At 56.9% G+C, this 21,707-nt stretch carries 16 protein-coding genes; 9 read left to right on the plus strand and 7 right to left on the minus strand.

The window, feature by feature from the left end; all coding sequences use genetic code 11:
- Positions 1-10: 10 nt before the first annotated feature.
- From lspA to AC0L7R_RS02775, 4 genes are all read right to left on the minus strand, one after another.
- Positions 11-511 carry a signal peptidase II gene (gene lspA, locus AC0L7R_RS02760; RefSeq protein ID WP_348108676.1) on the minus strand — a complete coding sequence of 167 codons (501 nt, stop codon included), beginning with the start codon at positions 509-511 and terminating at the stop codon, positions 11-13.
- Between the two features lie 11 nt (positions 512-522).
- The gene (gene purH / locus AC0L7R_RS02765) at positions 523-2,112 is read right to left on the minus strand and encodes a bifunctional phosphoribosylaminoimidazolecarboxamide formyltransferase/IMP cyclohydrolase (RefSeq protein ID WP_473658693.1); all 1,590 of its coding nucleotides are present in this window, start codon (positions 2,110-2,112) and stop codon (positions 523-525) included.
- Positions 2,112-3,881, minus strand: coding sequence for a heparinase II/III domain-containing protein (locus AC0L7R_RS02770; RefSeq protein WP_473658694.1), 1,770 nt, complete (start codon positions 3,879-3,881; stop codon positions 2,112-2,114). Before AC0L7R_RS02770 ends, purH begins: the two co-directional genes overlap by 1 nt.
- A gap of 189 nt (positions 3,882-4,070) precedes the next feature.
- Complete coding sequence (locus AC0L7R_RS02775; RefSeq protein ID WP_473658695.1) at positions 4,071-4,226, minus strand: hypothetical protein; 156 nt, start codon at positions 4,224-4,226, stop codon at positions 4,071-4,073.
- Between the two features lie 248 nt (positions 4,227-4,474).
- On the opposite strand from AC0L7R_RS02775, the gene AC0L7R_RS02780 reads away from it, so the two are divergent.
- Positions 4,475-6,970 (plus strand): FAD-dependent oxidoreductase, encoded by a 2,496-nt coding sequence (locus AC0L7R_RS02780; RefSeq protein WP_473658696.1) that lies wholly within the window; start codon positions 4,475-4,477, stop codon positions 6,968-6,970.
- Positions 6,971-7,045: 75 nt separating this feature from the next.
- Here AC0L7R_RS02780 and AC0L7R_RS02785 read toward each other — a convergent pair whose 3' ends face one another.
- The 3 genes from AC0L7R_RS02785 to dnaE form a co-directional block, all read right to left on the minus strand.
- Positions 7,046-7,522 (minus strand): hypothetical protein, encoded by a 477-nt coding sequence (locus AC0L7R_RS02785; protein WP_473658697.1) that lies wholly within the window; start codon positions 7,520-7,522, stop codon positions 7,046-7,048.
- A gap of 92 nt (positions 7,523-7,614) precedes the next feature.
- On the minus strand, positions 7,615-8,367 hold the full coding sequence (locus AC0L7R_RS02790) for a hypothetical protein (protein WP_473658698.1): 753 nt from the start codon (positions 8,365-8,367) through the stop codon (positions 7,615-7,617).
- A gap of 91 nt (positions 8,368-8,458) precedes the next feature.
- Positions 8,459-11,956 carry a DNA polymerase III subunit alpha gene (dnaE, locus tag AC0L7R_RS02795; protein WP_473658699.1) on the minus strand — a complete coding sequence of 1,166 codons (3,498 nt, stop codon included), beginning with the start codon at positions 11,954-11,956 and terminating at the stop codon, positions 8,459-8,461.
- Between the two features lie 84 nt (positions 11,957-12,040).
- Here dnaE and AC0L7R_RS02800 point away from each other — a divergent pair, with 84 nt between their 5' ends.
- The 8 genes from AC0L7R_RS02800 to AC0L7R_RS02835 all read left to right on the plus strand — a co-directional run bounded on the left by AC0L7R_RS02800 (position 12,041) and on the right by AC0L7R_RS02835 (position 21,683).
- Positions 12,041-12,331: an ArsR/SmtB family transcription factor gene (locus AC0L7R_RS02800; protein WP_348108683.1), complete on the plus strand. Its 291-nt coding sequence runs from the start codon at positions 12,041-12,043 to the stop codon at positions 12,329-12,331.
- 198 nt (positions 12,332-12,529) lie between these two features.
- Entirely contained in the window at positions 12,530-13,879 is a 1,350-nt protein-coding gene (locus AC0L7R_RS02805; RefSeq protein ID WP_473658700.1) for an FAD binding domain-containing protein, read from the plus strand.
- Positions 13,876-16,272, plus strand: a complete 2,397-nt coding sequence (xdhB, locus tag AC0L7R_RS02810) for a xanthine dehydrogenase molybdopterin binding subunit (RefSeq protein ID WP_473658701.1) — start codon at positions 13,876-13,878, stop codon at positions 16,270-16,272. The genes AC0L7R_RS02805 and xdhB overlap by 4 nt, the downstream gene beginning before the upstream one ends.
- Complete coding sequence (gene xdhC / locus AC0L7R_RS02815) at positions 16,265-17,017, plus strand: xanthine dehydrogenase accessory protein XdhC (protein WP_473658702.1); 753 nt, start codon at positions 16,265-16,267, stop codon at positions 17,015-17,017. Before xdhB ends, xdhC begins: the two co-directional genes overlap by 8 nt.
- Positions 17,014-18,537, plus strand: coding sequence for an ATP-binding cassette domain-containing protein (locus AC0L7R_RS02820; protein WP_473658703.1), 1,524 nt, complete (start codon positions 17,014-17,016; stop codon positions 18,535-18,537). The genes xdhC and AC0L7R_RS02820 overlap by 4 nt, the downstream gene beginning before the upstream one ends.
- A 33-nt stretch (positions 18,538-18,570) precedes the next feature.
- Complete coding sequence (locus tag AC0L7R_RS02825; RefSeq protein ID WP_473658704.1) at positions 18,571-19,653, plus strand: ABC transporter permease subunit; 1,083 nt, start codon at positions 18,571-18,573, stop codon at positions 19,651-19,653.
- Positions 19,653-20,567 (plus strand): ABC transporter permease, encoded by a 915-nt coding sequence (locus AC0L7R_RS02830; RefSeq protein WP_348108137.1) that lies wholly within the window; start codon positions 19,653-19,655, stop codon positions 20,565-20,567. The genes AC0L7R_RS02825 and AC0L7R_RS02830 overlap by 1 nt, the downstream gene beginning before the upstream one ends.
- A 36-nt stretch (positions 20,568-20,603) precedes the next feature.
- Positions 20,604-21,683 (plus strand): BMP family ABC transporter substrate-binding protein, encoded by a 1,080-nt coding sequence (locus AC0L7R_RS02835; RefSeq protein WP_247127599.1) that lies wholly within the window; start codon positions 20,604-20,606, stop codon positions 21,681-21,683.
- The last annotated feature ends 24 nt before the right edge of the window (positions 21,684-21,707 follow it).

Genomic DNA, 21,707 nt, shown 5'->3' on the forward strand with positions numbered 1-21,707 from the left:
TGCGCCCGCGTCACGATCTCTTTGTGCCGCGTTTTTTGGACGGCTTAGAACCGCCGTCTTCTGACAGGAACGCGAGGCCAATTGCCCCTGCAAAGATCGCGATGTCTGCGACGTTAAATGCATAGGGGTTGTCGATGCCGCAGCAAGACATGTTCAGAAAGTCCGCGACCGCCCCATAGATAACCCGATCAACGACGTTACCAATGGCCCCGCCGATCAACAGACCAGCCGCGATCATCATGTTGCGCGTCCCGCCTGCACGCCAAAGCCAAACGATGACTCCGACGGAAATCGCGAGTGCGACCCCGATCAACACCCAACGCATGTCGTAGCCCGCGCCAAGGCCAAAGTTGACCCCACGGTTCCACGCCATGCGGTATTCAAGAAACGGCGGAAAGACGGTGATGCGCCCACCCGGTGCATTGATCAGGCCAAGCCAATGTACGACGTAATATTTCGTCACTTGGTCAATCAGAAAGACCCAGAAAGCTGTCCAAAAAAGCGGGCGCATACGATTTATCCTTAGTGCCGGAAGTGACGTGTGCCGGTGAAGACCATTGCGATGCCGGCCTCATCAGCGGCTTTGATCACTTCGTCATCGCGCATAGACCCGCCGGGCTGGATGACACAGGTCGCCCCTGCTGCCGCGGCTTCCATCAAGCCGTCAGCGAACGGGAAGAACGCGTCAGATGCGACAGCAGAACCGATAGTCAGCGGCTGTGGTAGACCCATGGCGTCGGCCATACGTTCCGCTTTCTTCGCTGCGATCAGGGCACTGTCGAGGCGGGACATTTGTCCAGCACCGACGCCGACAGTTGCGCCGTCTTTGACGTAGACGATGGCGTTGGATTTGGTGTGCTTCGCGACTTTCCAAGCGAACAGCAGATCCTTGAGTTGATCGTCGGTCGGTTCAACCTTCGTCACAACCTTTAGGTCCTCGATCCGCAGATCGTCTGTGTCTTTGTCCTGCACCAACATGCCGCCCGCGACCTGACGGTAGGCCAATGACTGTTCCTGAGGGTCTGGCAGGCCGTCAGTGGTCAACAAGCGCAGGTTTTTCTTGGTCGCGAAGATCGCCTTGGCTGCATCGGATGCACCGGGCGCAATCACAACTTCGGTAAAGATTTCGACGATCGCTTTGGCCGTGTCTTCATCAAGCGGTTGGTTCAGCGCCACGATCCCGCCGAACGCGGAGGTGCGGTCGCAATCGAATGCCTTGGTGTAGGCCTCGAGCAAGGTCGCCCCTTGACCAACGCCACATGGGTTCGCGTGCTTGATAATCGCGACGGCAGGGCCATTGGCCGGATCGAATTCCGCGACCAGTTCAAAGGCCGCGTCAGTGTCATTGATGTTGTTGTAGGACAGTTCTTTGCCCTGATGCTGCTGGGCTGTCGCCACACCCGGACGACCTGTCCCGTCGGTATAGAAGGCAGCAGACTGGTGGCTGTTTTCGCCGTAGCGCATTGTTTGGGCGAAGGTGCCCGTGAAGGACCGGCGGCGCGGCTCATTGTTGCCAATCGCGCTTGCCATCCATGTGCTGACTGCGGTGTCGTAAGCCGCGGTGCGACCATAGGCGATCTGTGCTTGGCGCTGGCGGAACGCGTAGGATGTTTGACCGTCGTTGGCGTCCAATTCGGCGCGCAGGGCGGCGTAGTCTTCGACGTCAGTGACAACAGTCACAAATGCGTGGTTCTTCGCAGAGGAGCGGATCATCGCAGGACCACCGATATCGATATTCTCGATGCACGTGTCGTAATCGGACCCTTTGGCAACAGCGTCCTCGAACGGATACAGGTTCACAACCAACAGATCGATTGGCCCGATGTTGTGTTCGTCCATTGCCGCGACATGGCCTTCCAGATCGCGCCGGGCCAACAGGCCACCATGCACAACAGGGTGCAGCGTTTTCACGCGCCCATCCATCATTTCGGGAAAGCCTGTGACGTCAGCCACGTCTTTCACGTCCAGCCCTGCATCGCGCAGCGCCTTGGCAGAGCCGCCCGTGGAGAGCAGTTCAACCCCACGCTTGGCAAGATCTTGGCCCAATTCAATCAGGCCAGTTTTATCAGATACAGAAAGAAGCGCGCGGCGCAGTGGTGCGAGATCGGTCATCAGTGTCCCCGTGATGTGTCATCGTAACCGCCCACCGGGTCATTTGGGGTCAGATCACGCACCGCATCGGGCGTGTCTTGTGCTTTGGCCAACGACCAGCGGACGCGCGTCGCATATGCCATTGCGGCGCTGGTTAAAACCACCTGTTGGCTTGCGCGGGGCTTTAATCTGCCATTTTCCAAATAAACTGACGGTTCAAGGCTCAATCTTGCCTGTCCATCGTGCCGGAATATCCAAACTTCACCGGATTTCAGGATCAACGACACGGCGCCACCGCCTAAATCGACGGTCGCGTTGACGTCAGGGTGCAGATGAAAGCGGATAGTATAGGGCACGCCGGGGCTGGTCCGTGATTGTAGGGCGTCAAAACGGCTTTCGTCATTTGGACCGAGCGTGGTCAGCAAATCTTCGCCCACGATCCCGCGACCATCAATGGCGATATCGATCGTGCGGGCGTGCGTCAGGCCATGTGTGTGGCGGTAACCATCATGGGACAGCTCGATCCGTTTCCCATCATCGAGGTTCGAAAATTCGCATTGCACCAGTTGCGGAACATCAAGCAAAAGTTCGGTCGCGCGGCTGCCTTTGACAGGTGGCGCGAGTCGGGATGATGAATAACCGTTGATCCAAAGCGTTGAATGGGACGGTGTGGCGCGGCCAGCCCTGCGCCAATCTTCGCCAAAACTGCGGCCTGATCCGCATGTCACGATGATCGGGCGGCGACCTGATGTGACTTCGAATGCCAGCGTGCTGGCGTGGGCGTCGCTGGACGCGGCCCCGACGGGTGGCGCATCCGCATCGACGATCATCGACGTCCGGCCTGCGGTAATGCGGGCAAAACCCATATGCAGGTCCCGTTGTTCCATCGGGGTTACCCGCACGAGCGAATCGGCCAGAGCATGATCAAGGCGGCCATCAATGCCACGCCCGCCGCCATGGAAACGGGCAAGGCTACCGTCCGCATGTCGCAAAGCACGCAGCGTGGGCGCAATCCGTTCTAGCGCGTCGGTGAATTGCCGCGGTGGTGTTTGGCCCACATTTGTTAACGCCTGCGTGGCCCATGTGATGAGTGTGAAAACCTCGAGCAAATGTTCGGGATTTCGCGTAGGTATCCCGCCCATTGCGTCGACCTGCGTATCACAGTCTTCGGCGAGTGCTTTGATCGCAGGTGGTGCGAATTTCTCCATCCCTTCAAGGGCCAGCCCTGCGTAAATGATGCCTGTCAGCGCTTCGAAACGCGCCAAACCCGGTTCAGCGGTGCGCCAGCGTTTTGCCAAGAACAGGGTTTGTTGGCCCAGCGACCGAAAGAACGTGTCGGACTTCGCTTTGTCTTGACCGCGCAAAAGGAACAGGCCGTGGTTGATCCAGCGGATCAGCCGTCGACCTGTCAAATCTGGCGTCCAACCCGGGCCGGTACCATTCCCGAACCGGACGATCCATTCCGACACCCATGCTTGCGCTCGTTCGCGGGCACGCATGTCGCCGACGGCGGCCAAATCATCAAGCCACGCACAGCCCTGAATTTCTTCGGCGACGCGCATGTTGTCGATGCCAATGTCCCAGATCAACGCGTTGGGTGCTTGGACGAACGATCCGGCAAACAGAAAATTGCCGCTGATCAGCTGACGACCGCGGGCAAAGTGGCCAATCGTCTTGGGCTCCGGTTGTGACACGAAGCCAGTCGCAGGGCGTGCGCGGGCAGACCGCCGCGCATGGTAGCGATGCATAAATTCGGTGCGTCGGGCACGCCATGTTTGTGCCTGTTCCACTGGGGGCTGCCTGCTTTGATTTTTGTTGTTGGCAAACGTTAACCTGACACGGGGTTTGAGTCACGAAAACTTCGTGTGTGGCGCCAACTGAGCGGGAATGGGAAAGGGCTGAATCGCGAATAGGGCGCGTGTCCATCAAGCGGGCACGCGGTCGTGTATCAGCGTCAGATAGCCAAAAGCGATCGAATCTTAACGGGCAGGACCCGATGGAATCGCATAATTAGCGGCGGAAAAGCGCAACAAATCGTTGTCAGCCCGACCAGCCACATAGCTATCAGGCGTCGCAGCGCAAGCGCTCAGCAAACTCGCTGAGACTAACGCCAGCATGGTTAGCAAGCGTGTCATGAAACTACTCCTCATTTCCCACATCTTACGTGTGGTGAGGTTAATATAGTCTTTTCGACGGCGTCTGTTGAGTCTGCAATTTTAACCAAATCGTTCCAGTGTCATTTCTGCATAGTGGCCACGATAGCGCCTCAACCTTTAAGAATTTGTCACCACGTCGGTTTTAGCACTTTCAAGGTCGGATGGTTCTGTCTTGCCAGCGTCGATTGCGACACATTGGGCGAAAGTACATTCTGCGGAGCATCGCCATGAAAACTACTGTCAAAGCCTTGGTTGTTGGGGGCGGTGCAGTCGGCACATCAATTGCCTATCACCTCGCGAAAGCGGGTTGGGATGATGTGATGTTGTTGGAACGGGATGAACTGACATCCGGTTCAACATGGCATGCGGCGGGTCTGCTGCCGCTGTTTAACATGTCCTACGCGACGACCCACATTCACAAATATTCCGTCGATTTTTACAAAACATTGGAGGAGGAAACCGGTCTGAATGCCGGTTTTGCAGTCGTCGGTAACCTGCGTATGGCACAAACGCAGGAACGCATGGATGAATACATGCTCTATGCGTCCACCGCTGAAACTTGCGATGTGCCATACGAATGGATGACACCCGATCAGATCAAGGCGAAATGGCCACTTATCAAGACCGACGATCTGAAGGGTGCGCTTTACCACAACACCGATGGCTACATTAATCCGGCCGATGTGACCCAAGCGATGGCCAAGGGTGCCCGCCAACGTGGCGTTGCGATCGAACGCAAATGGCAGGCCGATGCGTTCCATTGGAACGGCGACGCTTGGGAAGTGACCTGCACAAAGATGGTCGAGAAAGGCGGTAACCTAATCCCGTCTGACGAACAGATCGTTATCACAGCAGAACACGTTGTCACCGCATCAGGCAACCATGCGCAAACGACGGCCAATAAACTCGGCATCAAGATTCCGGCAATTCCCGTTGAGCACCAATTCATCGTGATGGACCAAGACCCCGATCTGGTGAAGTTCCGTGCCGAAGGTAACGTCGAACATCCCGTGATCCGTGACGCCGATGCGCAATCCTATGTGCGTGAAGAACGCGGTGGCTGGATTTTGGGCGTCTACGAGAAAAACGCGCCTGCCGTGTTTGAATACGGTGTGCCTGATGCGTTTCGTGCCGATCTGTTCCCGCTCGATCTGGAACGGATTGAGGATCAATATATGGCCATGATCCACCGCATCCCGTCATGCGAGGAAAGCGGTCTGAAGGACGACTTCAACGGCCCGATTTGCTATACGCCAGACGGTAACCCGCTGGTTGGGCCGGCCCCCGGTTTGCACAACATGTGGCTTGCCGAAGGGTTTTCGTTCGGGATCACTGCAGCCGGCGGTACGGGGTATTACCTTGCCCAAATGATGGTCGACGGCGAGGCCGAGATCGACATGGCGTCACTTGATCCCAAACGCTACGGCGATTGGATGACGACGGAATTCGCGGCGCGCAAAAACGAAGAATGCTACGACCACGTCTACATCCTGCACCATCCTGATGAAGAACGGCCTGCCTGCCGCCCGCTGCGCACATCACCCGCCTATGACCGCCAAGCAGCACGCGGCGCGCAATTCGGGTTCGTGAACGGGTGGGAACGGCCAAACTACTTTGCGCCACTGGGGTTCAACGACCACGACGCGCGGTCCTTCCGGCGTGGCGATTGGTGGCAATACGCGGTGGAAGAGGCGAAAGCGATCCGTGAAGGAGTCGGCCTGATTGATGCAACAGCCTTTACTAAACACCGGATTTCCGGGCCGGGGGCTGCAGCGTTCCTTGATTGGTTTACCACTAACAAACTGCCGAAAGTGGGCCGGATCAACCTGACATACGCGCTGACATCGCACGGCACCACGCGGACAGAATACACCATAGTCCGCATTGCGGAGGATGATTTTTATCTCGTCTCCGCAGGGGCTTGGCACGCTTACGACCAGGATTATCTCTACAAAGCGATCATGGAGAAAGAGCCCGAATTAGGTCGCATCAATGAAGAGGACGTGACGACGAAATACGGCGTCTTTGCCATCGCAGGGCCAAAATCGCGGGACGTGCTGCTGGACGTAATCAAAGACGCAGAACCGGAAACAGCACTGTCCAACAAACGTTTCCCATGGCTGTCATCCAAAAAGATCGAATTGGGTATGTGTCCGGTGAACGCGATCCGCGTGGCTTATACAGGCGAACTCGGTTGGGAATTGCACCACCCGATCGAAATGCAGAACTACCTGTTCGACCTGCTCGAAAAAGCGGGTGAAAAGCACGGCATGAAGCTGGTCGGGGCGCGGGCGCAAAACTGGTTGCGTCAGGAAAAATCGTATCGCGCTTTTGGCAACGAACTGGGCCGCGATGCGACTCCGGCAGAGGCGGATTTGCCGCGTTTCATTGACCTGAACAAAGATTTTTACGGCAAAGACGCGATGGTCGAAAAAGGCATTCGGTCCAAATGTGTGACACTGCTGATCGACGGGCCGGATGACGCGGATCCATGGGGGCGCGAGGCGCTATATGCACAAGACGGCACGCGAGTCGGGCGTTTGACCTCGGGCGGTTATTCAGTCGCTTTCGAAAAATCTATCGGCCTTGGCTACGTCCGCCCTGAACTGGCAGAGGTTGGGACGACGCTGAAGGTGCGGATGCTCAATGAACTTTGGGACGCAACAATTGTCGAAGACAGTCCCTATGACCCCAAAAACGCTAAAATCCGGGTGGATGGTTAAAGCTGGCCACGCCATCTAGCTTCTTTGGGTCCTTTCAAAATCCCCGCCGGAGGCTCCCGCAGGTGCACACAGGTGCTACTCTGCGGGGGCGAGCACCTTTTGCATCACGCCATCTTGGGCAAATGCGTCGTTTAACCCACTCGCCGCCATGCGTTCGGTCCCGATCCGGATCATACCGCAGGAATTGGACAGGCCCAACATCACGTTGCTGGAAAGCGCATCAGGCATTTGGGTGGTCATGTCAGTGAAATTGACGATTTCGGCGTCAGCGAATTCTTCTAGGGCCGCCAGATAATCCGCAACTGCGGTTGTTCCACCATCGGTGTCGAGGCCGTCCAAGACACACTGCCCCGCATCCCGAAATTCAGCGTCCCACGACATATCGGGACGCACGTCTTCCAATGACGGAACCCGTGACACATAGAAATCCAACAAGTTGTTGGTCATCTTTTCTGTGCCAGCTTCCAACCTTGCCAACGCATCGGCATGTCCATCTGCAAATGCAAAAACGGGGAAAGCAGTGAATAGTGCAGAGATAATAAGGGCACGCATGTCAAATTCCTTTGGGGTCAATCAAAGGTCACTATCAGCATAGGCAGGCCTGCGGACAAGTCGCTGGTGTGATTTTTCTGATTGTAGGCAGATCAGCGTTCTTTGAAATCGATCGCTTTGACTTCACCGTCGTGCAACAAGATTTCGACCCAACGGGGATGCGCGCCGAACTTTTCATAGGCTGTTACAAAGGTTGTGTCGGCAGCAAGCGTATCGATGCGTGCGCCACACGGCGTGCCATGGCTGACACGACAAACTGATGCTTTGATTGCTTCGTATGCGTTGTCCGTTGCGCTGTAAGGCACGTTCCGGTTCGTGGGCAGATATCGCACCACTTCATGTGTCCCCACATCGCCGGTGAGGCTTAACGCTGCTGAAAACTGGCGCGCGCAACCATCGTCGAACCCCGTGATGTAATGCGCCCGCATGGAGGTGCCATTTGCGCCGGAATCGTAGATTTTGTAGCCACTGATGTTGGCGACTTCGGTGCCAAGACCGCCACGTGGTGCATCACACACCGTCGCAATTTCGCCGTAAGCCACGCTTTCGCCGAACGGGATGATTTGCGCATCAGGGCCAGTGCGCGGCGCAGGTGCTCGGTTTGTGCTTCCACCACTGCCGCTGAAGAGCCCCGATAGGAAACCGCCGCCTTGCGTCTCTGCTGGCGTTGCCGCCAGCGCTAGTGCCGCAGCGACCGCGTCTTCTTGTGACGTGCCTTCAGGAAGCACAACGTCGCTGAGGCTTTCGATGTCGGGTTCTGCTGGGACAGGGTTGCTTGCCGGTACGCCTGAACAGCCCGATACAAACGCACAAGTGCCTAGAATTGCTGCAAATCGCAGGTGCATGCCCAAAATCCCCATTTGTCCCAGCGCTGTCTTTACGCGATTTAGCGGGCACCTGTCTATCTAGCTGTTTGGATAAGGCAAAAACGTGCCGTCACACTTCTTCGACTTCGATCACACCGTTCAGTGACCGCAGCGCACCCTTGATTTGCGGGTTCACTGGGAAATTTTGACCTAGATCGATCTCGACTTCGCCTGGCAAATCCGCGCCCATCAAGCAGAAATAAACCGGTCCGCGTCCGCCTTTCACACCGTCACGGCTGGCGTTTTCGAGGATCGTCGCAACCGATGGAATGGCGTCTGGCGCATCAAGGAAAACCCGCAACCCGCTGCTACCTGCATCCGCCACCGCGTTGTCGATGGGGGCAACGGACCGACCGAGCAATTTCAGCTGATCGGATTCCATTGTCGCCTCTGCCTGAATGACGACTTGCGACCCTGTTTCGAGGTGTTCGCGGGCTGTTTCCAACGTATCCGAGAAGATCGTGATCTCGTATTGCCCTGTTGGGTCCGATAGTTGTGCAAAAGCAAAACGGTTGCCGCGTGCCGATTTGCGTTCCTGTCGCCCTGACACGGTACCGGCCATTTTGACGATGCAAGCGCCGCGTTCTGCCTTTGCGGTGACTTCGTCCAATGTCAGCACGCCTTTGCGTTTCAGCGCAGCCATGTAGTCATCAAGCGGGTGGCCGGATAGATAGAAACCGATGGCCTTGAATTCTTCGGCCAACCGTTCTGCGGGCAACCAATCATCGCCGCTGGCGATGCGTGGTTCGGGAAGATCGTCGCCCGCTTCGCCAAACAGCGATACTTGGTTCGACGTCTTTTGTTCGTGGATCGCAGCCGAGTACGCAACAAGCGGATCGAGCGAGCGGAACACGCGTTGGCGATTGCCGTCCAAAACGTCGAATGCACCTGCACGGGCGAGCATTTCAAGCGGACGCTTGCCGACCCGTTTCAGATCAACGCGCCGCGCGAAATCGAACAGGTTCACAAATTCACGCCCGTCGCGCCCGTCAACGATCAGTTTCATCGCCTCCACACCGACGTTCTTCAACGCGCCCAGCCCGTAGACCAGTTTCTGATCGCGCACGTCGAATGTGGCTTCAGACCGGTTCACGCAGGGCGGGATGTAGTCGATCGACAGGCCTTTTTTGACCTCTTGGAAATACACCGCCAGCTTGTCGGTCAGGTGAATATCGCAGTTCATGACGCCAGCCATGAATTCGACCGGATGGTTCGCTTTCAGCCACGCGGTTTGGTAGCTGACCACCGCATAGGCCGCCGCGTGCGATTTGTTGAAGCCGTAGTTCGCGAATTTCTCGAGCAAATCGAAAACCTCAGAGGCTTTCTTTTTGTCGACGCCATTTTCCATCGCCCCCTTTTCGAACTTGGGGCGTTCCTTCGCCATTTCTTCGGCAATTTTCTTACCCATCGCACGGCGCAAAAGGTCAGCGCCGCCAAGCGAATAGCCCGCCATGACCTGCGCGATCTGCATCACCTGTTCCTGGTAAACGATGATGCCTTGGGTTTCGGCCAGCAGATAGTCGATGGATTCGTGCACGGATTCGATTTCGCGTTGGCCGTTTTTGACCTCGCAATAGACCGGAATGTTTTCCATCGGACCCGGACGATAGAGCGCCACGAGAGCAACAATATCTTCGATACAGTTGGGTTTCATGCGCTTGAGCGCATCCATCATACCGCTGGATTCCACCTGAAACACCGCGACGGTTTTGGCTGAAGAGTAAAGCGCGTAGGACTTTTCGTCGTCGAGCGGGATCGTCCCGATGTCGTTGATTAACCCTTCAGGGGGCTGGAATAATTCATCGCCGCCTGCATTCACATGCAATGGACGCCCTGATTTTACGACCAAATTCACAGCGTTCTGAATGACGGTCAGGGTTTTCAGGCCCAAGAAGTCGAACTTCACCAGACCCGCCTGTTCCACCCATTTCATGTTGAACTGGGTCGCGGGCATGTCGGACCGTGGATCTTGGTACAGCGGCACCAATTCATCCAAAGGACGGTCGCCGATCACAACACCCGCCGCGTGGGTGGATGCGTTCCGCAGCAGGCCTTCGACCTGTTGCGCGTAGGTTAGCAGACGGTCGACGACTTCTTCGTTGTTGGCCTCTTCACGCAGACGCGGTTCATCGGCGAGCGCCTTTTCAATCGATACCGGTTTGACGCCCTCAACGGGGATCATCTTCGACAGGCGATCCACCTGACCATAAGGCATCTGCAACACGCGCCCCACGTCACGCACTGCGGCTTTGGACAGCAGCGCACCAAAGGTGATGATCTGCCCCACTTTGTCGCGCCCGTATTTTTCCTGCACGAAACGAATGACTTCTTCGCGACGGTCCATGCAAAAGTCGATATCGAAGTCAGGCATGGAAACCCGTTCGGGGTTCAAGAACCGTTCGAACAGCAGTGAATAGCGTAGCGGGTCAAGGTCGGTGATCAGCAGCGCATAGGCCACGAGTGACCCCGCACCGGACCCACGGCCAGGGCCGACGGGGATACCTTGATCCTTCGCCCATTTGATAAAGTCGGCAACGATCAGAAAATAGCCGGGGAACCCCATGCCCTCAATAATGCCGAGTTCGAATTCAAGCCGGTCTTCGTATTCTTTGACCTCTGCGGCATGCGGAATCACGGCGAGGCGGGCTTTCAGACCTTCCTGTGCCTGACGGCGCAATTCTGCGACCTCGTCGTCAGCAAATTTCGGAAGGATCGGGTCACGTTTGTACGTTTTGAAGGCGCAGCGTTTGGCGATCTCGATTGTGTTCTCAATCGCCTCAGGAAGGTCGGCAAACAGCGTGACCATTTCCTGCGGTGTTTTCATGTAATGCTGCGGGGTCAGTCTACGACGGTCTTCCTGCTGGTCAACATAGGCGCCTTCCGAGATACAGATCAGCGCGTCGTGCGCTTCGTACAGTTCGGATTTCGGGAAATAGACGTCGTTGGTGGCGACCAGAGGAATGCCTTTGGCATAAGCCATTTCTACATGCCCGCGCTCCGATTGCTTTTCCGCGTCGGTCAGCCCGCTTTCACCGGGATGCCGTTGCAGTTCCACATAAAGGTTATCGCCGTAGATGTCCTGAAACTGGTCCATTAGTAACTCGGCCTTAGGCCGCTGACCCTGTCGCAACAGCCGTCCGAACGGACCGTCAGGGCCGCCGGTCAGACAGATCAAACCGTCGCTGAATTCCGCCAATTCCTGCACATCGACCTGCGGGACTTCGTTGCCTTGATCAAGGTAGGCGCATGAATTGATTTTCATCAGGTTCATGTAACCCGCTTCGGATTTGGCCAGTAGGACGATGGGCGCTGGGGCTTCCGGTTTTTTACCCGGATCAGGTTTTGTATAGCGAATGTCGACCTGACAGCCGACGATAGGCTGAATGCCTGCTTTCGACGCGTATTCGGAAAATTCCAGTGCCGCGAACATATTGTTCGAATCGGTGACTGCGACTGCCGGCATATCCATGCTAGCGGCGAGACCGATCAGTTTCTTAACCGGAACGGCCCCTTCGAGAAGGGAATATTCCGTATGCAGGCGAAGGTGGATAAAGCGGGGATCAGACATGGACTGATCCTATGCCGCGTGGTCGGCAGGGGGAAGGTGTGAAACGCAATTGACCACGCGTTCGCGGCGGGAAATAACCGATGCATGGGCTCACATCTGAATGAATTCTTCGCGGCATTGTCCGACCCGACACGTCGGGCTGTGCTGGAACGGCTTGTGCGTGGCCCTGCAACCGTCAGCGATCTTGCAGCGCCACATGACATGGCCTTGCCGACTTTTATGCGGCATTTGGGTGTGCTGGAACGCGCGGGTCTTGTTCGGTCGATTAAGAAAGGGCGGGTGCGGACCTGTCACCTTGAACCTGCTCCTTTGCTGGAAGCGCAGGGTTGGCTTGCTTGGCAGCGAACCGTGTGGGAAAGCCAAATCGATGACTAAATGTCCATAGTCTGATTGATTTTTGGGCATTTGCCCGTGAAATTCGCATTTAACCTGTGGTCAGTCCCGCGTTTGTCCTTGCCAAACGTCGATATGCGGGCTTTGATCGGTCCAACCCAAGGGGGCAGACGCGTCTACGCCGCATCGACGCTGTGCCAGATCCTACGATGACTTTGGTAAGGCGGCAGGTTTTACATCATGAAAGTTGCGTTTTCTCTGAACGGAGAAGCGATCAGCGTTGAGGCCGCGCCGACGGTCACACTGCTGGATTGGCTGCGCGAGGACCAAGGTCTTTGTGGCACCAAAGAGGGCTGTAATGAAGGCGACTGTGGCGCTTGCACTGTTATGGTCACGGACGCGGATGGCGCACGGGCGCTCAACGCTTGTATCCTTTTCATGCCGCAGTTGGACGGCAAAGCGGTCCGCACGGTGGAAGGGTTGGCGAGCCCCGATGGTGAATTGCATCCTGTTCAACAGGCGATGGTTGATCACCACGGATCGCAATGCGGGTTTTGTACACCCGGTTTTGTGATGAGCATGGCAACCGCCCATCGCAATGGTCGCGCGGATCATGATGATCAGCTCGCGGGTAATTTGTGTCGTTGTACAGGGTACGCCCCGATCATTCGCGCGGCGAAAGCGGCAGCCGAGCAACCTGTGCCGGTGTGGGTCAAAGACACGGCTGATACCACGGCGAAAGCGCCCGACATCAGCCTGACCGATTTCGCGGCATGGTACGCTGATAACCCAGATGCGACGCTGATCGCTGGTGCGACGGATGTGGGGTTGTGGGTGACAAAGCAGTTGCGCGAACTGGATCAGGTCGGGTTTATCGGGCGTTGTCCGGAACTGCGCCAGATCACACGTCACGCCGACCGCGTGACTTTCGGTGCAGGCGTCACAATGACGGATGTTTTGGAAACGATCCGCAATGATTACCCGTCCTATGCTGAAATGATCCGTCGCTACGGGTCGGTTCAAGTCCGTAACGCTGCGACGATTGGTGGCAACATCGCGAACGGATCTCCGATTGGCGATAACCCACCTGCGTTGATCGCGTTGGGGGCAACACTTCACCTGCAATTGCGGGACGTGACCCGTGATCTGCCGATCGAGGACTTCTTTATCGACTATGGTAAGCAAGACCGCGCGGCGGGCGAACTTGTGACAGGTGTGACCCTGCCGTTGGGCGAAGATGCGTTGCGCTGCTACAAGCTGTCGAAACGGTTCGATCAGGATATCTCTGCGGTGTGTGGTGCGTTCAACATTGCTGTCGCGGACGGCATGGTCACATCAGCGCGGATCGCCTTCGGCGGCATGGCAGGCACCCCGAAACGGGCCGCGACGGTTGAAGCGGCGTTGGTGAACCAACCATGGAGCACAGATACTGTGGAAGCCGCCGCCGCGAAATTCGCAGAAGACTACACCCCAATGACGGACATGCGTGCTTCTGCCGACTATCGCCTGACTGCTGCGCAAAACATGCTGCGCCGCTACTTTGCAGAGACCACTGGCGCCGCCACCAATGTGTTGGAGGTCCAGCCATGAGCGTTGCAAAATCACTGCCCCATGACGCGGCCAAGCTGCATGTGACCGGGGCCGCCCGCTACATCGACGATATTCCGACACCTACAGGGACGTTGCATCTGGCGTTTGGCATGTCTGATGTGGCGTGCGGGACAATCACCGATCTGAATTTAGACAAGGTGCGCGCGGCAGAAGGCGTCGTGGCTGTCCTAACTGCCGATGATCTACCTTTTGCGAACGATGTGTCCCCATCGGCACATGACGAACCGCTGCTGGCGACGGGTGAGGTGCATTACCTTGGTCAGCCCATCTTTATGGTCGTGGCGAAATCGCACCTTTTGGCACGCAAAGCGGCGCGTCTTGGTGATGTGGCGATCGACGCGGGCACACCGATTTTGACGATTGAAGACGCGCGGGCCGCCGATAGCCGGTTCGAGGATGGTCCGCGTATCTGGCGCAAAGGCGATGTTGATGCTGCTCTGACCGCGGCGACCCATCGTGTGCAAGGCACAATCGACATGGGCGGACAGGAACATTTCTATCTTGAAGGCCAAGCCGCACTTGCTTTGCCGCAAGACGATAGCGAAATGGTTGTTCATTCTTCCACGCAGCACCCGACCGAAATCCAACATAAGGTTGCAGAAGCGCTGGGCGTGTCGATGCATGATGTCCGGTGCGAAGTTCGCCGTATGGGCGGTGGTTTTGGTGGCAAGGAAAGTCAGGGCAACGCGCTGGCCGTGGGCTGTGCTGTCGCTGCGCGGCTGACCGGTAAGCCCTGCAAAATGCGGTACGACCGCGACGACGACATGATAATCACCGGTAAACGGCACGATTTCCGGATTGATTACGATGCGGGGTTTGATGCTGACGGACGGTTAACGGGCGTTGATTTTACGCAAGCCACGCGGTGTGGCTGGGCGCTTGACCTGTCAATTCCTGTGGCCGATCGTGCGATGTTGCATGCTGATAATGCTTACCACCTGCCTGCGGCACGTATCACGTCGCACCGCTATAAAACCAATACCCAATCCGCGACGGCCTATCGCGGGTTTGGCGGCCCGCAGGGTGTGTTGGGGATAGAACGGGTGATGGATCATATCGCCGATACGCTTGACCTTGATCCTGTGGTCGTGCGCCAGCGGAATTATTATGCCGAGATGGCGCAGAATGTGCCTGCGGCACATGGGGGGCTGTCTGCCCCCAACACCCCCGAGGATATTTTCGACCAAAAGAAGGGGCGCGGTGTGCCATTTGGTGGCGCGCATTCCCCGAAACCTGTCTTGCAGACAACGCCTTACGGGATGGAGGTGAAGGATTTCATTCTGCATGGGATGACGGCGGCTTTGCTTGAGTCGTCGGATTATGCTGCGCGGCGTGCCGCGATTGATCAATTCAATGCTGAGAACAGTGTCTTGAAGCGTGGCATCGCCTTTTCCCCCGTCAAATTCGGGATTTCCTTTACGCTGACCCATCTGAACCAAGCCGGTGCGTTGGTGCATGTGTATCAAGACGGGTCGATCCGGATGAACCATGGTGGCACCGAGATGGGGCAGGGGCTGTTTCAGAAGGTGGCCCAAGTTGCTGCGTCTCGCTTTGGCGTCGATGTTGATGTTGTGAAAATCACGGCGACGGATACGGGCAAGGTGCCCAATACATCCGCGACTGCCGCGTCATCCGGGACAGATCTGAACGGGATGGCTGTGCAGATTGCCTGCGATACGATCCGTGACCGGATTGCGGACTGCGTGGCTAGGGTGCATGGGGGTGCCGTCGCCGACGTGGTGTTTGCAGACGGTCAGGTGCGTGCGGGCGATGTGGTCATGACCTTCGCCGAAGCTGCAACGCTGGCCTATACCAACCGCGTCAGCCTGTCTGCGACAGGGTATTACAAAACGCCGGAACTGGAATGGGACCGGATCAAGGGCCAAGGGCGGCCGTTCTTCTACTTTGCGCATGGCTGTGCCGTGACCGAGGTCGTCATCGACACGCTGACAGGCGAAAACCGGATTCTGCGGGCCGATGTGCTGCATGATGCGGGCGCGTCGCTGAACCCTGATTTGGACATTGGACAGGTGGAAGGCGGTTATGTGCAAGGGGCCGGGTGGCTGACGACGGAAGAGCTTGTCTGGGACGGGAAAGGCCGGCTGCGCACCCATGCGCCTGCTACCTATAAAATTCCCGCCTGTTCGGATCGCCCTGATATTTTTAACGTCGCACTTTGGGACCAACCGAACCCTGCGCAAACCGTGTATCGGTCAAAAGCCGTGGGTGAACCGCCATTTATGTTAGGGATTTCTGCGTTCTTGGCGCTGTCCAACGCTGTGTCTGCCTGTGGTGATGCCTATCCCGCATTGGATGCGCCTGCGACGGCAGAAACCGTCTTGGCCGCCGTGAACCGTGTGCGCAATGGCTGATCGCGATCAAGTCACCGTCAGTGTTGTGCGGGTCCAAGGGTCCGCACCACGCGATGTAGGCACTATGATGCGTGTTGACGCGCAGGGTCAGGACGGCACGATTGGTGGCGGGGCGCTTGAATATGAAGCGGCCGCGATCGCGCGCGAGATGTTGGCGGGTGATGCGCAACATATGCAGCGGGTAATGCCGTTGGGGCCTGATCTAGGGCAATGTTGCGGGGGAACCGTGACGCTACATTTTGATCGCGGAGCCGTCGACACAAAGCTGACAGCGCCTCCGCTTTGGATTTGGGGTGGTGGTCATGTGGGTCGCGCGATTGCGAAGGTCATGGCCCCGTTTCAGGATCGTGCAATCACTGTTGTGGATACAACTGCTGACCGGATGCCTGATGATCTGCCAAGTGCGGTGACGCCCTTGGTGGCCGCTGATCCGCTACGGGTTGTAGGTTTGGCGCCTGCAGATGCGGATCATCTGATCCTGACCTATTCGCACGACATTGATCTGGCCCTATGCGACGCGCTTCTGCGGCGTGATTTTGGAAGCGTCGGCTTGATCGGATCCGACACGAAATGGGCGCGGTTTCGCAAGCGCCTGCACGGCATGGGGCATGGAGTTGAACAGGTTGCACGTATTGCGTGCCCTATCGGCGATCCAAGCCTTGGAAAACACCCCCAAGCGATTGCACTTGGCGTCGCAACTGCGATGTTGACCGCACACCGCGTGAAAGAGGAGCGCACCGGATGAGTGACATTTTGCTATCGCTGAAGGGCCTAACAAAGGCCTATCCCGGTGTCGTTGCAAACAGTGACGTGTCTTTCGATATTGAGCGTGGCGAAATCCATGCACTGCTGGGCGAAAACGGTGCGGGTAAATCGACGCTCGTGAAAACGATTTATGGCTTGGTGAAACCTGACACTGGCACGATGACCCTGAACGGGGCTGCCTTTACGCCTGCGGAACCGCGTGCGGCGCGTGCGTCAGGTGTGGCGATGGTGTTTCAGCATTTTTCACTGTTTGACGCGATGAACGTGGCTGAAAACATCGCGCTGGGCATGGAAAACCCGCCACCACAACGTGAAATCGCGGCGCGTGTCCGCGAGGTATCCGAGAAATACGGCCTGCCGCTCGATCCAAGTCGGATTGTGGGCGAATTGTCTGCAGGTGAACGCCAACGCGTTGAGATCATTCGCTGTCTTTTGCAGGATCCGAAGCTGTTGATCATGGATGAACCGACGTCGGTGCTGACCCCGCAAGAGGTTGATATCCTGTTTGAAACGCTGCGCAAGCTGTCGGCGGAAGGCACTGCGATCCTTTATATCTCGCATAAGCTGGAAGAAATCCGCGCCCTGTGTGATCGCGCGACCGTGCTACGTTTGGGCGCAGTTGTGGGTGATTGCATTCCGCGTGACACATCGGCACGCGACATGGCTGAACTGATGGTGGGGGCCAAACTGAAGGTTCCAACAAAGGCTGATCGCGCTGTTGGGCGTGGCATTCTGGTGCTGAACGGATTGTCCGCACCGGCACCGCATCAATTCGGGACGCCACTGCGCGACATCAATCTGCGCGTACGTGCAGGCGAGGTGATGGGGATCGGCGGCGTGGCTGGCAACGGTCAAGACGAACTCGTCGCGGCGCTGTCTGGGGAAATGCGCACTGCAGCCGGCATGGTGATGTTGGATGATGCGCCGATTGGTAAACTCGGACCAAATGCACGGCGTAAGCGCGGGCTGTCCGTCGCCCCTGAAGAACGCAACGGTCATGCGGCGGCTGGCGATATGTCATTGATTGAAAATGCTGTTCTGACAGGCGCTGTACGTCAAGACCTGACGGCGCGCGGATTTTTGAGATGGGGCAGGGCACGCGCTTTTGCGGAAAAGGTCATCGGTGATTTTGATGTGCGGACACCTGACGCCGTGAATACGGCGGGGTCATTGTCCGGCGGGAATCTACAGAAATTCGTGATTGGGCGCGAGATTTTGCAGGCCCCTGACGTGTTGGTTGTGAACCAGCCGACTTGGGGTGTCGATGCCGCCGCTGCAGCCGCGATCCGGCAGGCATTGCTGGATATGGCGGCGAACGGCGCTGCGGTTGTCGTGATTTCGCAAGACTTGGACGAGCTGATGGAAATATCAGACCACTTTGCGGCATTGAACGAAGGGCGGTTGTCTGAACCGCGTCCTGCGAACGGGCTAACGGTTGAAGAAATCGGTCTGATGCTTGGCGGCGCGCACGACATGGAGGTGGCGCATGTTGACGCGTAACGCAGTGATTTATTTGGAACAGGGGGCGCGGCCATGATCATGCTTGAAAAGCGACCGCAACCGTCGCGGGGATGGACGTTTGCCACACCCGTGTTGGCCGTTGTTTTGACGATGATTGTGGGGGGCGCATTGTTTGCGGTCCTTGGCAATGATCCGATTGAAACGATCCGCGTAATTTTCTTCGATCCGTTATTTTCTGAATTCGCTTGGTATTATCGCCCGCAATTGCTGGTGAAAGGCGCACCATTGGTGCTGATCGCCATTGGGTTGTCGTTCGGGTTTCGGGCCGGTGTGTGGAATATCGGGGCCGAGGGCCAGTATATCGTTGGCGCGATTTGTGGCGCTGCGGTTGGGCTGGCCATGTATCCGGCTGAAAGCATCCTGATCTTCCCTGCGATGGTGATCGCGGGGGCGTTGGGCGGGATGCTGTGGGCGATGATCCCGGCCATTTTGCGGGTTAAATTTGGGACAAACGAGATTTTAGTGTCGCTGATGTTGGTCTATGTGGCCGAACAATTGCTGGCGTCGATGGCGCTTGGTGCGTTGCGAAACCCTGACGGGATGGGCTTTCCTGGATCGCGGAACCTTGCGCAGTATCCATCGGCTGCGAACCTCGAATTGATCAGCGGGTCAGGCATGCATTGGGGCGTTGTTGCAGCGTTGATCGCTGTGATTTTCGCCTACGTTATGCTGTCCCGCCACATCTTTGGGTTTCAGGTGAAACTGTCGGGGCTTGCCCCGCGTGCCGCTGCTTTTTCTGGCGTGAACCCGAGCCGTTTGATTTTGATTTGTATGGCGATTTCAGGCGGGCTTGCCGGATTGGCTGGGTTGTTTGAAGTTGCGGGACCTGCTGGGCAGATCAGCATCGATTTTAACGTGGGCTACGGTTTCACCGCGATTATTGTTGCGTTCCTTGGCCGTTTGCATCCGGTAGGAATTCTGCTGGCGGGTGGTCTGATGGCGCTGACGTATATCGGCGGCGAGATCGCGCAAAGCCAGTTGGGCCTACCTGGTGCGGCGATCCAATTGCTGCAAGGGATGCTGTTGTTCTTCCTGCTAGCCGTGGATGTGCTGACACATTACCGCGTCCGATTTGGCAAAGGGGAGGTCGCGTAATGGATCTGTCATCTATTAACCCGATCCTATTGCTGGCCTCGCTTATGGTCGCCGCAACCCCAATTTTGCTGGCTGCGATTGGCGAACTTGTGGTCGAACGTTCCGGTGTGTTGAACCTTGGTGTTGAAGGTATGATGATCACGGGCGCGGTCTGTGGCTTCATCGTCGCCGTGAATACTGGATCACCATGGCTTGGGTTTATCGGGGCGGCGATTGGCGGGGCGATTTTGGCGTCGCTGTTCGGATTTCTGACCCAGTATCTTTTGTCGAACCAAGTGGCGACGGGCCTTGCGTTGACCTTGTTCGGTTTGGGGCTGAGCGCCCTGATGGGGCAGGGGTATATCGGTATCAAAGCACCTAGCTTTCCGGATTGGCACATTCCGCTGCTGGGCGACATTCCGGTGATCGGTCCGATCGTGTTCCAGCATGATCCGATGGTCTATGTCGGCCTGCTGATCGTGCTTGGGGTCTGGGCGTTTCTGACCTTTAGCCGCGCGGGACTGATCCTGCGGGCGGTGGGTGAAAACCATGATGCGGCCCATGCTTTGGGATACAAGGTCAAACGCGTGCGGATGCTAGCGATCATGTTCGGCGGGGCCTGTGCTGGTCTTGGCGGCGCGTACCTCAGCCTTGTCCGTGTCCCGCAGTGGACCGAAGGGATGACCGCTGGTGCGGGCTGGATTGCATTGGCGATTGTTGTCTTTGCCAGTTGGAAACCGGGGCGTCTTTTGCTGGGTGCTTATTTGTTCGGCGGGGTGACTGTTTTGCAGCTGAACCTGCAAGCCGCTGGCATGGCTATTCCGGTCGAATATCTTTCAATGTCGCCATATCTGGCAACCATTGTGGTTCTGGTTATTATGCGTGCTGGACGCGCACCCGGATCACTGGGCCGAATCTTTCACGCCTCGCGATAGAGGCATACGATCAAGACCACCAACAGGGGAAAAACAATGATCAAATCACTTATGACGGGGGCCACGCTGGCCCTTGGGATGGCGACAGCCGCCCATGCCGAAGACCCAACAAAAGTAGGGTTTGTTTACGTTGGCCCAGTGGGCGACGGCGGCTGGACATACGAACACAACGTTGGCCGTTTGGCAGTTGAAGAGCATTTCGGCGATGCGGTTGAAACCGTCTTCGTGGAAAGTGTTCCAGAAGGCCCAGACGCTGAACGCGTGATGACACAGATGGCGCTGGACGGCGCTGACCTGATCTTCACAACATCCTTTGGTTACATGGATCCGACCATCAACGTCGCGGCCAAATTCCCAGACGTGAAGTTTGAGCACGCAACGGGTTACAAACAGGCCGACAACGTGTCCGTTTATTCGGCACGTTTCTATGAAGGTCGCGCAGTTCAGGGCCACATCGCCGGTCACATGACCGAAAGCAACATCGTAGGCTACATCGCGTCCTTCCCAATTCCGGAAGTGATCCGTGGCATTAACTCTGCCTACCTGCACGCCAAAGAAGTAAACCCAGACGTCGAATTCAAAATCGTTTGGGCGTACACATGGTTCGACCCTGCGAAAGAAGCTGAAGCTGCCACCGTTCTGATCGAACAAGGCGCTGACGTTGTTCTGCAGCACACCGATTCCACAGCGCCACAAGCCGCCGCACAGGCCGCTGGTAACGTTGTGACATTTGGTCAGGCATCCGACATGGCGGAATTCGGCCCGTTCCCACGCGTATCATCCATCATCGACAACTGGTCCCCATATTACATCGCCCGCACACAGGCGGTCATGGACGGCACATGGGAAAGCACCAGCACATGGGACGGTATCGCACCAGGCATGGTTGGTATCGGTGAAATCACTGACGCAGTTCCTGCGGACGTGAAAGCATCTGCAGAAGCCATGGTCGAAGCAATGCGCGCAGGCGACTACCACCCGTTCACAGGCCCGATCAACAAGCAAGACGGGTCTGCTTGGTTGGCTGAAGGCGAAGTCGCGTCCGACTACGGCGACGATGGTCTTGCTGGTATGAATTTCTACGTTGAAGGCATCGTGGGCGACGTTCCACAGTAAACCAGTTGCATCGCGACATAGTTT

The sequence above is a fragment of the Yoonia sp. D2-7 genome (assembly GCF_055809435.1).